This window comes from Flavobacterium xueshanense (assembly GCF_900112975.1).
In the GTDB taxonomy this organism is placed as follows: Bacteria; Bacteroidota; Bacteroidia; order Flavobacteriales; family Flavobacteriaceae; genus Flavobacterium; species Flavobacterium xueshanense.
Genome location: NZ_FONQ01000007.1, coordinates 1 through 14,199 on the forward strand (window position 1 = coordinate 1; position 14,199 = coordinate 14,199).

Annotated in this window: 13 protein-coding genes and 1 rRNA gene; 8 read left to right on the forward strand and 6 right to left on the reverse strand. The window is 34.3% G+C overall.

Going from position 1 to position 14,199, the window contains the following annotated elements:
* Positions 1–154: 154 nt before the first annotated feature.
* A 5S ribosomal RNA gene (rrf, locus tag BMZ76_RS08145) occupies positions 155–264 on the forward strand.
* A 98-nt stretch (positions 265–362) separates the two neighbouring features.
* Here rrf and BMZ76_RS16565 read toward each other — a convergent pair.
* The 3 genes from BMZ76_RS16565 to BMZ76_RS08155 are packed head-to-tail and all read right to left on the reverse strand — an operon-like array spanning position 363 to position 1,693.
* A complete protein-coding gene (locus tag BMZ76_RS16565) occupies positions 363–629 on the reverse strand; it encodes a transposase (protein ID WP_449756579.1) in 267 nt (88 codons plus the stop codon).
* A complete protein-coding gene (locus BMZ76_RS08150) occupies positions 610–1,347 on the reverse strand; it encodes an ISAon1 family transposase (protein WP_449756619.1) in 738 nt (245 codons plus the stop codon). The genes BMZ76_RS16565 and BMZ76_RS08150 overlap by 20 nt, the downstream gene beginning before the upstream one ends.
* Positions 1,328–1,693, reverse strand: a complete 366-nt coding sequence (locus tag BMZ76_RS08155) for an ISAon1 family transposase N-terminal region protein (RefSeq protein WP_091204731.1) — start codon at positions 1,691–1,693, stop codon at positions 1,328–1,330. Before BMZ76_RS08155 ends, BMZ76_RS08150 begins: the two co-directional genes overlap by 20 nt.
* A 59-nt stretch (positions 1,694–1,752) precedes the next feature.
* On the opposite strand from BMZ76_RS08155, the gene BMZ76_RS15895 reads away from it, so the two are divergent.
* Together BMZ76_RS15895 and BMZ76_RS08165 are read left to right on the forward strand one after the other, a co-directional pair.
* On the forward strand, positions 1,753–1,866 hold the full coding sequence (locus tag BMZ76_RS15895) for a DUF1232 domain-containing protein (RefSeq protein ID WP_167547437.1): 114 nt from the start codon (positions 1,753–1,755) through the stop codon (positions 1,864–1,866).
* Between the two features lie 202 nt (positions 1,867–2,068).
* On the forward strand, positions 2,069–3,691 hold the full coding sequence (locus tag BMZ76_RS08165) for an amidase (RefSeq protein ID WP_091204736.1): 1,623 nt from the start codon (positions 2,069–2,071) through the stop codon (positions 3,689–3,691).
* 327 nt (positions 3,692–4,018) lie between these two features.
* Here the strand turns inward: BMZ76_RS08165 and BMZ76_RS15900 are convergent, their stop codons facing one another.
* The 3 genes from BMZ76_RS15900 to BMZ76_RS08175 form a co-directional block, all read right to left on the reverse strand.
* A complete protein-coding gene (locus BMZ76_RS15900; protein WP_167547438.1) occupies positions 4,019–4,192 on the reverse strand; it encodes a hypothetical protein in 174 nt (57 codons plus the stop codon).
* 195 nt (positions 4,193–4,387) lie between these two features.
* Positions 4,388–4,777 (reverse strand): peptide-methionine (R)-S-oxide reductase MsrB, encoded by a 390-nt coding sequence (gene msrB / locus BMZ76_RS08170; RefSeq protein ID WP_091205028.1) that lies wholly within the window; start codon positions 4,775–4,777, stop codon positions 4,388–4,390.
* Between the two features lie 39 nt (positions 4,778–4,816).
* Positions 4,817–5,683 carry an alpha/beta fold hydrolase gene (locus BMZ76_RS08175; protein WP_091204738.1) on the reverse strand — a complete coding sequence of 289 codons (867 nt, stop codon included), beginning with the start codon at positions 5,681–5,683 and terminating at the stop codon, positions 4,817–4,819.
* Positions 5,684–5,851: 168 nt separating this feature from the next.
* Here BMZ76_RS08175 and BMZ76_RS08180 point away from each other — a divergent pair, with 168 nt between their 5' ends.
* The 5 genes from BMZ76_RS08180 to BMZ76_RS08200 all read left to right on the forward strand — a co-directional run bounded on the left by BMZ76_RS08180 (position 5,852) and on the right by BMZ76_RS08200 (position 14,027).
* Positions 5,852–7,273, forward strand: coding sequence for a glycogen synthase (locus BMZ76_RS08180; protein ID WP_091204741.1), 1,422 nt, complete (start codon positions 5,852–5,854; stop codon positions 7,271–7,273).
* Positions 7,270–8,550 carry a glucose-1-phosphate adenylyltransferase gene (locus BMZ76_RS08185; RefSeq protein ID WP_091204744.1) on the forward strand — a complete coding sequence of 427 codons (1,281 nt, stop codon included), beginning with the start codon at positions 7,270–7,272 and terminating at the stop codon, positions 8,548–8,550. Before BMZ76_RS08180 ends, BMZ76_RS08185 begins: the two co-directional genes overlap by 4 nt.
* Before the next feature lie 68 nt (positions 8,551–8,618).
* On the forward strand, positions 8,619–10,526 hold the full coding sequence (gene glgB, locus BMZ76_RS08190) for a 1,4-alpha-glucan branching protein GlgB (protein ID WP_091204746.1): 1,908 nt from the start codon (positions 8,619–8,621) through the stop codon (positions 10,524–10,526).
* A 197-nt stretch (positions 10,527–10,723) separates the two neighbouring features.
* Complete coding sequence (locus BMZ76_RS08195) at positions 10,724–13,123, forward strand: glycoside hydrolase family 31 protein (protein WP_091204748.1); 2,400 nt, start codon at positions 10,724–10,726, stop codon at positions 13,121–13,123.
* Between the two features lie 88 nt (positions 13,124–13,211).
* Positions 13,212–14,027, forward strand: coding sequence for a M48 family metallopeptidase (locus BMZ76_RS08200; protein WP_091205031.1), 816 nt, complete (start codon positions 13,212–13,214; stop codon positions 14,025–14,027).
* The last annotated feature ends 172 nt before the right edge of the window (positions 14,028–14,199 follow it).

The window sequence follows — 14,199 nt, forward strand, 5'->3', positions numbered from 1 at the left end:
TAAGCTTATGTACGCTTTTCCCCGGGGTAACCCGGGGAAGAAACTTTCTAACACTTTTTATTTTCTTTATCTCAGTATGTTAAGATATTATGTAATTGATGTTTATAAGATGTAAACAACATTACAATAATTGCCCAAAGCAATTATAACCTCTTAAGGTGGTTATTGCGGCGGGGCTCACCTCTTCCCTTCCCGAACAGAGTAGTTAAGCCCGCCTGCGCAGATGGTACTGCAGTTATGTGGGAGAGTATGTCGTCGCCTTTCTTTGAAAAGCCTATCTGAAAAGATAGGCTTTTTTGTTTTATATGTCCCGTCCTGAAATAGCGATAGGATCAAGTCGAAAACCTGTGGAGCGATAAAAATTAAGAATAAATATTAGTTAGTCTAAAAAGGAAGAATTCTATATTTCTAACGCCTCTAAATTGCGATCTAAATGCTTTTATTTTGGCATTGAAAGATTCAGCCGAAGCATTTGTGCTTCTGTTATCAAAATAGTTCAATATGGTGTGATAATGATTCATTATAGATCTTGAGATTGTATTGAAAGACTTAATCCCGGATTGATTTACTTTCTCATGCCATTTGGCTAACCTAGAAAGTCCAATAATTTTAATCGGTTGTTTTCTCAAAGATATTTCTTAAATCTTGCGCTAAATTGTATGCTTTTTCGATATCGGGATACAATTCAAATAATAATGCGGCACGGTCTATTTGGTTTTTAGACCATTTTGATTTGTTTTTATACAGAAAGTAACGGCTTCGGGCCAGTAACTGCTTAAGAGTATCTCCGTTAATTAAAGTTTTCATCTCAAATTTCTTATTGGTTTTCTTGGCTTTCTCAATAGCCTCATTTTCCTGATCGATGGCTTGCCAACGGTATTTGATTCTAATTTCCTGTAATGCTTCCAAGGCTAGCTTTTGTACATGGAATCGGTCGGTTACCCGTATAGCATTTGGAAAACATTTCTTGGCAATTAATCCCATATTTGCTGCCATGTCCAATGTAATCTTTGTAACTTGATTGCGCGCTTTGAGAGGGATTTTTTCAATAATAGAAATTACAGTTTCAGCTTTAGTTCCGGCAATCATGGCAACTATGCTCCATTTCTTTCCCTTGCCTGCTTTGTTAGTTAAAAAAGTATAGAGTTCGCCATTGGAGAGTGAAGTTTCATCTATTGATAAACGTTTGCCTAAATTTTTGGCAAAAATCAGCCATTGTTTGGCATGTGATAGTTGATCCCAGGTTCTGAAATCACTTAAGAAATCTTTGTATTGATGTTGCAGTTTTTTACCTGTGACTCCGTAAAAGGTAGCAATAGCATTACAATCATTTGGCTTGGAATCTATTGATCTCTTTTAAAAAAGACGCGAACTCCTGTGTTACCCGAGTTCCGTCTGCCACTAAATTCCAATCTTTAAACACTACTTGCCCAGTATCTTCATTAAGCCATCTTCTGCGGGTGATGTGCAAGTACACCTGATGTCCACGAACTGGGAAATCCGCAACGGTTATCTCCTCAAAGAATCCTGTGGAACTTAATTTGTGTGGACGATATTCTTTGGAAATGGAATTGACCTCTTTTAAGTAAAGATGAAGTACTTCTTCTGCTTTTTCGTAACAAATTAGTTCAAAGTATTCTACTATTATTTCAGGTAATAATAATTTGATAAATTCGCTATATGAATCTGACATCGGTAGTTATTTATAAATGCAAATATCCCTTTTTTAATATTTCCCCACAATATTTAGGATTGAGCCATTTTATCCCTGTGATTGGATATATAGATGATATTTTTGTTTTAGGATTAGTTTTTAGTCAGGTAAAAGTAGATTTAGAAGAATATGAAATTTGGAAAAATGCTTAATGTTTAAATTTATTTTCTCTGAACTGACTACAATATCATATGTAAACCCTATTCCTTATCCAGAATAGGATTTTTCTATTCCACTCTGCGCACTATCTAAACTTTAACATTTGTTCCAATTAATAGGTTATTTTATCTGGCAAAAAAAAACTACTTTAGTTTCTCGTTTAATAAATCGCTAACCAAATAAATAATTTTATCTATGAAAAGAAGATCTTTTTTAACTACTGCAACTCTTGCTTCAGCAGGGTTTACCACACTTTTGGTTACCGGTTGCACCTCCAGTACCAAAAAGAATGAAGATTCAGTACCATTAGGAGATTCTAATGAAGCCTTTGAACTGGATGAAGAAACCATTGGCAGTTTAAGAGAGAAATTAACTTCCGGAAAATATACTTCGGAACAATTAGTACAACTGTATTTGAAACGCATTGAAGCGGTAGATAAGAATGGTCCTCAATTGAATTCGGTTATCGAAATCAATCCGGATGCAGTAACTATTGCTGTTGCAATGGATAAAGAATTAAAATCAGGTAAAAGCAGAGGGCCTTTACACGGAATTCCTGTTTTGATAAAAGACAATATCGACACTGCCGATAAAATGCAAACAACTGCAGGATCTTTGGCAATGGCAGGAAATATTGCTTCAAAAGATGCTTTTGTAGTTAAAAAACTAAGAGAGGCTGGAGCAATAATCATTGGTAAAACCAATTTGAGCGAATGGGCAAATTTTCGTTCCACGCAATCGTGTTCCGGATGGAGTAGCAGAGGCGGGCAGACTAAAAATCCTTACATTTTAGATCACAATCCATGTGGTTCCAGTGCGGGATCAGGTACCGCTGTGTCAGCCAATCTTTGCGTAGTTGCTATTGGAACCGAGACGGATGGTTCTATTGTTTGTCCAGCTTCGGTAAACGGAATTGTGGGGATCAAACCAACAGTAGGTTTGGTTAGCCGTTCAGGAATTATTCCAATTTCAAAAACACAAGATACAGCTGGTCCAATGGCTAGAACCGTAACCGATGCTGCCATTTTATTAGGAGCAATGGCTGCAATTGACCAAGATGATACTGTAACGCTTGAAAGCAAAGGGAAAGCTCATAAAGATTACACGACGTTTTTAGATGCAAACGCTTTGAAAGGAAAAAGGATTGGTATTGAGAAAAAACCACAAGGAAATAATAAATACATCAATGCCCTTTTAAACGATGCCCTTAACTTACTAAAAAAGCAAGGTGCCGTCATTGTCGAAATTGACTATTTCGATAAAATTAATGCTTTTGGTCAAGCCGAATTTGAAGTTTTACAATATGAATTTAAAGACGGATTGAACAGCTACTTGGCTACGGCCAATGCAAAAGTAAAAACTTTAAAGGATGTAATAGATTTTAATAGCAGTAATGAAGATAAAGCAATGCCTTATTTTAAACAAGAAACATTAGAGAGTTCTAACGCAAAAAAAGGTTTGGATGATAAAAAATACATAGAAGCATTAGCTGCAAGTTTCGAAGGAAGTAAAAGTGTTTTAAAAGCTGTTTTTGAAGAAAATAAGTTGGATGCCATCTGTGGAATAACCATGGGCCCTGCTTGCAGTATTGATATGATTTACGGGGATCGCTGGGGAGGATATTCTTTGACATCGCCAGCAGCGGCAAGTGGATATCCACATATTACTGTTCCAAATGGGATAGTGTATGACTTACCCGTTGGCTTATCTTTTTTTGGAACTCCGTACACTGAAGGAGAATTAATCGGATTAGGTTATGCGTATGAACAAGCATCTAAAAAGCGACTAAAACCAGCATTTAAGCCTTCTTTTATATAATTATTTACACAATAAAGAATATTAAAAAGGGTAAAGAGTGAATCACTTTTTACCCTTTTATTTTTCTCTAATATTCTCAAATGGAGTTAATTAAGTATTCTGGACATTTGAGTTATGGGCGGCAAATGTCTCTTCTAAAAAGGAAATAGCCATCCTAATTTCTCCCCAAAATTCTTTTGGTAACACTTGTATCAACTGTTTTTCAGCTTAAATTTCATCTTTGGTTTCTTTTACTGTTCCAATTCTTGGAGCTACTCTAATAATATGTAAATCGGTGATCATACCTACTGCAGGAACTTGTGCTTCTCGAAGAATTAGATTAGCGAATCATCTACCGATTTCTTTTAACGAAACTAAACCTTCCATGGTAAGTCGAATGTTTTCGTCTTTTTGGGTGGTTTGCGCTATTTTTAAAAGCCATTTTGCTTTGGTTCCAAAATTTCTGACTTTAGAGATACACAGGAATAATGTTTCCTGATTAGAAATCGTTACACTTTCCATATTTATGTATGCTTCAAATACGATTGGGGCAATTTTATTAACATTGGCATCGGAATTCTGCGCTTACAAAACAATCGTCAAAATAAGTTGGTGTAAATTATGATACTCTAACTAATATTTTTTTCCCTACATATTTGTTATAATGGTTCTAAATTTTTAGCCCATTCCGTTGCGTTTTCAAATAAATCCGTATCACTATTCTTTAAAGTCCACTGATAAAGAGTTTACGCAGTAGCGTTGTCCGGTTTTCGTAGGTCCGTCATCAAACACATGCCCTAAATGGCTGCCGCAATTTGCACAAAGGATTTCGGTACGTTTCATGGCATGTGTAACATCTGAAATATATTCAACTTTTCCAGGAATGGATTCATCAAATGATGGCCATCCACAATGAGCATCAAACTTAGAATTGCTTTCGAACAAAGGTTCTCCACATGCGCCGCAGCAATAGGTTCCTTTTTCATAAAGCAAGTTATAAGTTCCCGCGTGCGGATATTCAGTCCCTTTTTGTCGAAGAATTCTATAGCGTTCCGCGCCTAATTGTTCTTTCCATTCTTGTTCGGTTTTTTCTACAGGATATTTCATGATTATTTTTTTTATTAATTGTATAGTGTTGTATTTCAATTATTTATTTTGGATGAATTGAACTGTTTTTTCAATTACTTTAGGGTTGCCTAGAATCTTTCTATGTCCTAATCCGTCTGTTAATAGTAACTCTCCATTTTTTAAATATTTATGAATGTGAATTCCAGCCTTTACAGGAACTTCAGGATCGTGATTGTCATGTATTACTAAAACTGGAATAGCAGTTTCCTTAGCGGCTAGGAAAGCAGAATAACTATTCATTTTTTCTCCATATTTTTTTTCGAAATAGAGTCGTAAAAGAGTGCTTACAGCTGGTTTTAATTCTAATTTTGCTACAAAATCATCCATAATATCTTCCACAATGTCTCCACTGCCAATTACTACGGCATGATTTACTTTTAAACCTTTTTTTATCGCATTTAAAACGGACATTCCTCCTAATGAATGACCAATAGCTGCTTCGAACGGTCCAAATTGCTTGTCTATTTCTAAAATTGTAGCGATGAAATCGACCATAATAGTAGTTTTACCGGGTGATTTTCCATGCGCTGGAGCATCAAAACTAATAGTTGAATATCCGGCTTTTAATAATTCGTCGGCTATTTTGAATAATTGAGTTCCGCGTCCTGACCAACCGTGTACTAATAAAATTTTCTTCTCGCTTTTTCCATATTGATACAAAACAACCTCCTTATCAATTGCGGGCACTCGGATTAATTTTTGAATGCTTTTGTAATCCATTTCTAATTCTCTTTTTGGAATTTTATGTTTTATCGGTGTCGTAAAGAGTTTAGCAGCAAATAATGTAATTAGTTTTGGAGAAATAAAAGAGATTAATTTACTGGTTAATAAAATTATCTTAGGAATTTTCAATGATTGGGTATGATTAGAAGTTTTTTTTGTCATTTCAATAAATTTTTAACCGAGTTATTATTCTATAAATTTTTTAGTAAATTTAGAAAAACATAAAAGTAGTATTTTTTATAAAGTTTTTTATTGGTATTAACATAAAAGACTCAAATATTAAATATTCCAATCATAGAAGAATTTACTGAAAACATTAAAATTTCATAAATGGAAATATTTCATATCAGCGCAGAATGTTATCCCGTTGCGAAAGTAGGAGGTTTAGCTGACGTTGTTGGCGCTTTGCCAAAATATCAAAATAATGCAGGAGATAAAGTACGTGTAGTGATGCCTTGCTATGACACAAAATTTAAAAAAGAAAATGATTTTGAATGTGTCTATTGGGGGCATGTAAAGTTGGGGGATTTCAATTTTCCTTTTAATATTCTTAAAGAAAAAACAGATAAGTTAGGATTTGAATTGTATTTGGTTGAAATCCAGGAATTATTTGATAGAAAAGATGTTTATGGATATCAAGACGATATCGAGCGTTTTTTATCTTTCCAAATTGCAACTTTGGATTGGATTTCAGGCAGAAGCGAAGTTGCTGATGTCATTAATTGTCACGATCATCATACGGGTTTGATTCCATTTATGATGTTGTATTGCCACAAATACGAAAAATTACGGAATATTCCTTCTATGATTACCATTCATAATGGTTTGTATCAAGGTCAGTTTGGATTTGATAAATTGTATTATTTACCAGAATTTGATTTGGCTCATGTCAACGTTTTAGAATGGGATAATTGCATCAATTCATTGGCAGTAGCCATTAAATGTGCTTGGGCTGTTACTACAGTTTCGCCTAATTATCTGAATGAAATCAATTCTTCAGCAAACGGACTAGAATCCTTATTTAATCTAGTGCGCTATAAATCCAGAGGAATTTTAAACGGAATTGATATCGAAGTTTGGGATCCGGCAAAAGATGCGATGCTGGAAAAAAACTATTCAATTAAAAATTTCGAAAAAGGAAAACAGGAAAATAAAGAAAAGTTATGTAACCTATTTAATCTGGATCCAACAAAACCACTTTTTAGTTTCATAGGAAGATTATTAGAAGAAAAAGGAGGTGATTTATTACCACATGCCGCAGCGCTTGCGTTATCAGAAAATTATCAACAAATCAATATTTTAATTTTAGGTTCTGGAGATAAAGTTATTGAAAATCAATTGAATAGTTTGTTACAAGATTATAAGGGAAATTACAATACTTTCATTGGATACAATGAAGAACTAGCGCACTTGATTTACGCCGGTTCTGATTTTTTATTAATGCCTTCCAGAGTAGAACCTTGTGGTTTGAACCAAATGTATTCGTTACGCTACGGAACAATTCCTATTGTGAGACGAACGGGTGGACTAAGAGATACGGTAATTGATTTTGGCGATGACGGAAACGGGATTTGTCATGATCAGGCCACAGTTGGCGATATATGTTATTCGATTCAGAGAGCAGTCGATTTATATGACGACAAAAAACATTTTAATAAAATTAGAAAAATAGGAATGAGCACGGACCATTCTTGGGAGCGTGTTTGTCAGGAATATATAGAAATGTACAAACTAATAATTAACAAGAAATGAAAGCCAAAAAGAAAAATGTAATTGCAATAATTTTAGGTGGAGGACAAGGATCTAGATTATATCCGTTGACAGAATCAAGATCAAAACCAGCTGTGCCAATTGGAGGTAAATATAGATTGGTTGACATTCCAATTTCAAATTGTATGAATTCAGATATTTACAGGATGTTTGTATTGACGCAGTTTAACTCCGCTTCCTTAAATGCGCACATCAAAAACACTTATAACTTTAGTATTTTTAGCCATGCTTTTGTTGATATTCTTGCAGCAGAACAAACTCCTGACAATCCAACTTGGTTTCAAGGAACTGCTGATGCGGTAAGACAGTGTATGCCTCATTTCTTAAACCATGATTTCGATTATGCGTTGATACTTTCAGGAGATCAGTTGTACCAAATGGATTTCAACGATATGTTGGAAGAACACATAAAGAACGAAGCTGATATCTCTATTGCTACTTTGCCAGTAAATGCTAAAGATGCGCCTGAATTTGGGATATTAAAAACAAACTCCGAAAGCTGTATTGAATCTTTTATTGAAAAACCGGCTAAAGAATTGTTGCCAGACTGGGAATCAGATGTGAGTGAACAAATGAAAAGTGAAGGAAAAAATTACTTAGCTTCGATGGGAATCTACATTTTCAACAAAAAACTGTTAGTAGAGATAATGTCCAATAAAGAAACCAAAGATTTTGGCAAAGAAATTATTCCGCAAGCAGTAGGGCACAAAAAGATTTTAAGTTATCAATATGAAGGATATTGGACGGATATTGGTAATATTGATTCCTTTTTTGAAGCGAATATTGGATTAACAGATGACTTGCCAAAATTTAATTTATTTGATAACGAGAATAAAATATTTACCAGACCAAGATTGTTGCCACCATCAAAATTCCAAAAAACAATGGTTGATAAATCATTGATTTCAGAAGGTTGCATTTTGAATGCGAAAGAAATTAATCGTTCTGTAATTGGTATTCGATCTAGAATAGGGGAAGGAACCATAATCCAAAACAGTTACGTAATGGGTAATGATTTCTATCAGAATATTGATGATATGAATGAAGATCTTAAAAGCGACAGACAATTGGTTGGAATTGGGGAAAGATGTTTTATAAGCAATGCTCTCGTGGATAAAAACTGCAGAATTGGTAATGATGTTTACATCAATGGTGGAAACCATTTAGAAGATTTTTCTAATGAGTTGTATGCCATAAAAGACGGAATTGTTGTTATCAAAAAAGGAGCAGTTATACCAGATAATTACATCATTAAGTAAACCTAAAAACTGTTTTTCTTATACTAATATTCTGATTTTTACACAAAGCAGAAGCATACAATTGTTATATGAGTAAAGTTATCTCGCATTCCCTTTTTACCGATTTTGATATTGATTTATTTAAAGCTGGAAAACATTTCTGCCTTTACGAAAAATTAGGTGCACATCTTATAACGATTGACGGAGTGAATGGTGTTTATTTTGCCGTTTGGGCACCAACAGCGCATTCCGTTTCTGTTGTTGGGGAATTTAATTTTTGGACACAAGGCGAGCATCTTTTAGAAGTTCGTTGGGATTCTTCCGGTATTTGGGAAGGATTTATTCCAAATGTAGAAAAAGGAACCACCTATAAATATAAAATACAATCCAATAATGGTGGAATTATTACTGAGAAAGCCGACCCGTTTGCTTTTTATTGTGAGAAACCACCGCATACAGCATCAGTAGTTTGGGATTTAGAGTATAAATGGAAAGATGCTAGCTGGATGGAAACCCGTCAAAATCATAATGGTTTAGACAAACCTTATTCAGTGTATGAAGTACATTTAGGCTCGTGGAAACGTCACACAGATGAAAATCGGTTTTTAACTTATCTCGAATTTGCCGAAGATTTAGTAAACTATGTGAAAGAAACTGGATTTACTCATGTAGAGTTCATGCCAATAATGGAGTATCCTTACGATCCGTCTTGGGGATACCAATTAGTGGGATATTTTGCGCCAACTTCCCGTTTTGGGAATCCGCAGGAATTCATGCATTTGGTAGATAAATTGCATGAAGCCGGGATTGGAGTAATTCTGGATTGGGTTCCTTCCCATTTTCCTGACGATGCTCATGGTTTAGGATTTTTTGACGGATCGAATCTTTTTGAACATCCAGATCGTAAAAAAGGATATCATCCTGATTGGAAAAGTTTAGTGTTCAATTATGGACGAAACGAAGTTCGTTCGTTCTTAATCAGTAATGCGTTATTTTGGTTGCAACATTATCATGCTGATGCGCTTCGCGTTGATGCTGTCGCGTCGATGTTGTATTTGGATTATTCCAGAAATGATGGCGAATGGGAACCTAATATTTACGGTGGAAGAGAAAATCTAGATACTATCAGTTTCCTGAAAGAATTCAACGAAGCCGTTTATTCTAATTTTGAAGGCGTACAAACTATTGCCGAAGAAAGTACTTCGTTCCCAATGGTTTCGAGACCAACATCTATAGGTGGTTTGGGTTTTGGAATGAAATGGATGATGGGTTGGATGCACGATACTTTGGAATATTTTCAAAAAGACACGGTATACAGAAAGTACCATCAAAATGATTTGACTTTCTCGATGACCTATACTTTTTCGGAAAATTTTATGTTACCGCTTTCGCATGACGAAGTGGTGTACGGAAAAAAATCCATAGCAGGAAGAATGCCAGGAGATGAATGGCAAAAATTCGCGAATTTAAGATTACTGTATGGTTATATGTTTATGCATCCCGGAACAAAATTATTGTTTATGGGAAGTGAATTTGGACAAATCAGCGAATGGAATTTTTCAGAAAGTTTAGACTGGCATTTGTTACAATATCCGTTTCATGCCGGCGTCAAAAAATTGATTACGGACTTGAATAAACTCTACAAAACACAACCTGCATTACACGAAAAACAATTCAGTTCTGAAGGTTTTGAATGGATTAATTACTCCGATCATCAAAATGCTGTGATGTTTTTCATTCGAAAAGGAAATGATCCAAAAGACGATGTAATTGTAGTTTGTAATTTCACTCAAGTGGTGCGCTCTGATTATCGAATTGGTTTACCTAAAAAAGGTAAATTGACCGAAATTTTTAATAGTGATGCTTCAAATTATGGAGGAAGCGGAGTTTCTAACTCTAAAAAAATAGCAATCGAGGCTATGCCTTATGATGGAAGAGATTATTCTACTAAGTTACTTTTACCTCCTTTGAGTGTGATTGTATTTAAAATTTCATAAGCGAAAAAATTCCTTTTTTTTAAAATAAGTATTATTAATGGTTTTCATTTATAATGAAAACCATTAGTATATATTGCTGATTGTTAATTTGAAAAAAACTACAACGTTTTCGTTAATAAACATCAGATCTACATAAGCTTAAAAGTATTTTTGTATTTTTGGAAACCAAAAATTGATTAGAATTAATACCATAAAACATGATTACAAATACAGAATTAGAATACAAAGGAGATTTATATCCCACAAAAATAGTTTCTTTTGAACATGAGGTAGATTCCATATGTTTTCACACTGAAAATAGTGTCATATTAAAAGTAACGGTATTAAGAGACAGTTTAATCCGATTTAGATTTACCACAAAAGGATATTTCAGTAATGATTTTTCTTATGCAATTGATAAAAGTCATTCTCATGGATATAATTTTCTTGAGGTTTCTGAAGTGGAAGAGTATTATCAGATAAAAACAAGTAAAGTAAAATGCAGAATTCAAAAAATAGATATGAGATTGTCTATTTATGATTTGGAGGATAATATTATTTTAGAGGATGAATTGGGGTTCCATTGGGAAGAAAGCTATGAATACGGTGGGAATATCGTAAAAATGAGTAAGGCTTCAAAAGATGGGGAATGTTTTTATGGACTTGGGGATAAAGCAACGCAACTGAATTTGAAAGGAAAGAGACTGGAGAATTTTGCTACAGATCAATATGCTTTTCAAAAAGATCAGGAACCATTATATAAAGTTGTTCCATTTTACATTGGACTACAAAACAAGCAGTCGTACGGTATATTCTTTGATAATACGTTCAGAACTTATTTTGATTTTTGTCACGAAAGAAGAAACGTAACCAGTTATTGGGCAGAAGGCGGAGAAATGAATTACTATTTCATTTATGGACCACAAATGCAAGATGTAGTTACCACTTATACTGATTTGACTGGAAAACCTGAATTACCGCCACTTTGGGCACTGGGATATCATCAATGTAAATGGAGTTATTATCCAGAAAGTAATTTAAAAGAAGTTGCTGCCAAATTTAGAGAGTTGAAGATTCCGTGCGATGCGTTGTATTTGGATATTGATTATATGGAAGGTTTTCGATGTTTTACTTGGAACAAAGAATATTTTCCAGATCCAAAGAGAATGGTGGCTGAATTAGCAGAAGATGGTTTCAAAACAGTTGTAATTATTGATCCAGGAATAAAAATAGACAAAGAATATGCCGTATATAAAGAAGCTTTAGAAAAAGATTATTTCTGTAAAAGAGCTGACGGTCCATACATGAAAGGTAAAGTTTGGCCAGGAGAATGTAATTTTCCGGATTATACAAACCCTGCAGTACGAGAATGGTGGGCTGGACTATTTAAAGAATTAATTTCGGAGATTGGAGTAAAAGGAGTGTGGAATGACATGAATGAACCCGCAGTAATGGAGGTTCCTAATAAAACATTTCCTATGGACGTACGCCATGATTACGATGGAAATCCTTGTAGTCATAGAAAAGCACATAATATTTATGGTACTCAAATGGCCAGAGCCACCTACCACGGTGTAAAACGATTTGCTTATCCAAAAAGACCCTTTGTAATCACAAGATCAGCATACGCCGGAGCACAACGCTACACGTCTTCATGGACAGGAGATAATGTTGCCACTTGGGAGCATTTATGGATTGCAAATATTCAAGTGCAACGAATGTCAATTTCCGGGATGGGTTTCACAGGCTCAGATATCGGTGGATTTGCTGAACAACCTTCCGGAGAATTATACGCTCGATGGATTCAATTGGGTGTTTTCCATCCTTTTTGCAGAACGCATTCGTCAGGAGATCACGGAGATCAAGAACCATGGGCTTTTGATGAAGAAGTAATTGATATTACCAGAAAATTTGTCAATTTGAGGTATCAATTATTGCCCTATTTATATACTATGTTTTGGCAATACATTGAGGAAGGAATTCCTATGTTGAAACCATTAGTGTATTACGATCAAGAAGATATTCAGACGCACTACAGAAATGATGAATTTGTTTTTGGAAATCAAATATTAGTTTGTCCAATTTTAGAACCAAATGCTTTGGGCAGAAGAATGTATATTCCTCGTGGAAACTGGTATAATTATTGGACCAACGAAAAAGTAAAAGGAGGAAAAGAAATTTGGGTAGACACTAAATTTGATCAAATTCCAATTTTTGTAAAAGCGGGAGCAATTATCCCTAAATATCCTGTTCAACAGTATGTTGGAGAATTAGAATTTGATGAGTTAACGCTAGATGTTTATTATAAAGAAGGAAAAGAAAAATCAGTAGTTTATGAAGATGCCCAAGATGGTTATGATTATAAAAAAGGACGTTACAGCTTTTTATCATTTCAAGCCACAGGTAAAGAGAAAGAGCTGATTATTCAGTTGCATAAAGAAGGGAAATACGAGACGAATTATACAAAATATAAAATAAATCTAATTGGTTTGCCATTTAAAGTCAAAATGATCGAAATTGATAATGTAGAAGTATCATTTGATAGAAATACTTTAGAAAATGAAAGTTACTTAATTGTTGATAAAGGATTTACGGCATTTCATATTACAGGAGAATAACAAAAAAGATGATACTTTTACATTTAATTATATAAATTTAAATGTGTATAACAATTGTATTTTTGATAAATATATAAAATCTAAAATTATGAAAAAGCATTTAATAGCAGGGATTTTTGCAGTAGGATTAGTTTATTCTTGTGCAACGAATCCTATAACAGGAAAGAAAAGTTTAAATTTTGTTTCTAACAGTGCGTTGTTTCCAACCTCTTTTCAACAATATGGTACTTTCTTAAAGGAAAATAAAGTAATTACCGGAACTGCTGATGCCAGAAAAGTTGAAACAGTTGGGTTGCGAATTAAAGCTGCTGCTGAAAAGTATTTAACCTATTTGGGGCAATCGCAATATTTACAGGATTACCGTTGGGAATATAAATTAATTGACAATAAAGAAGTGAATGCATGGTGTATGCCAGGTGGAAAAATTGTTGTTTATTCAGGAATTTTGCCAATCACTAAAGACGATTCAGGTTTAGCTACTGTAATTGGACATGAAGTTTCTCATGCATTGGCAAATCATGGAGCGCAACGTATGAGTGCTGCGCAATTGCAACAATTAGGAGCGGTAGGAGTCGCTGTTGCAACAGGTGGAAAAAGCGCTGAAAACCAACAAATCTGGCAACAAGCTTATGGTGTAACTACGCAATATGGAGCAATGCTTCCTTTTAGCAGAAATCACGAAACGGAAGCGGATAAAATTGGTCTTACTTTAATGGCAATTGCAGGATATAATCCAGAACAATCTATTACCTTCTGGCAAAGAATGTCTGCGCAATCAGCCGGACAAGCACCACCAGAATTTATGAGTACACACCCGTCTGACGCTACAAGAATTGCAAACTTAAATGCATTAATTCCTGAAGCAAAAGCTTTAGCGGCTAAGGTTGGTATCACTAGAAGATAATATTTTAAAATTATTACATTTTTTAATATTTAAAAGGGCTATTCTCAAAAGGGGATAGCCCTTTTTTTAATTGTTTTTTTTTCAAGCGAATGATTAATAGTAGTTAATGATTTGTTAATGTCGAATTATTTAAATTTTGAAAAATTCTAAGCAAAAAATAAATAAATTCGCA

Coding starts and splice junctions, on each gene's coding strand:
- BMZ76_RS15900 (WP_167547438.1), bottom strand. CDS start 4,192: ATGGAAAGTGTAACGATTTCTAATCAGGAAACATTATTCCTGTGTATC.
- BMZ76_RS08180 (WP_091204741.1), top strand. CDS start 5,852: ATGGAAATATTTCATATCAGCGCAGAATGTTATCCCGTTGCGAAAGTA.
- BMZ76_RS08155 (WP_091204731.1), bottom strand. CDS start 1,693: ATGTCAGATTCATATAGCGAATTTATCAAATTATTATTACCTGAAATA.
- BMZ76_RS08165 (WP_091204736.1), top strand. CDS start 2,069: ATGAAAAGAAGATCTTTTTTAACTACTGCAACTCTTGCTTCAGCAGGG.
- BMZ76_RS08200 (WP_091205031.1), top strand. CDS start 13,212: ATGAAAAAGCATTTAATAGCAGGGATTTTTGCAGTAGGATTAGTTTAT.
- BMZ76_RS08185 (WP_091204744.1), top strand. CDS start 7,270: ATGAAAGCCAAAAAGAAAAATGTAATTGCAATAATTTTAGGTGGAGGA.
- glgB (WP_091204746.1), top strand. CDS start 8,619: ATGAGTAAAGTTATCTCGCATTCCCTTTTTACCGATTTTGATATTGAT.
- msrB (WP_091205028.1), bottom strand. CDS start 4,777: ATGAAATATCCTGTAGAAAAAACCGAACAAGAATGGAAAGAACAATTA.
- BMZ76_RS08175 (WP_091204738.1), bottom strand. CDS start 5,683: ATGACAAAAAAAACTTCTAATCATACCCAATCATTGAAAATTCCTAAG.
- BMZ76_RS08195 (WP_091204748.1), top strand. CDS start 10,724: ATGATTACAAATACAGAATTAGAATACAAAGGAGATTTATATCCCACA.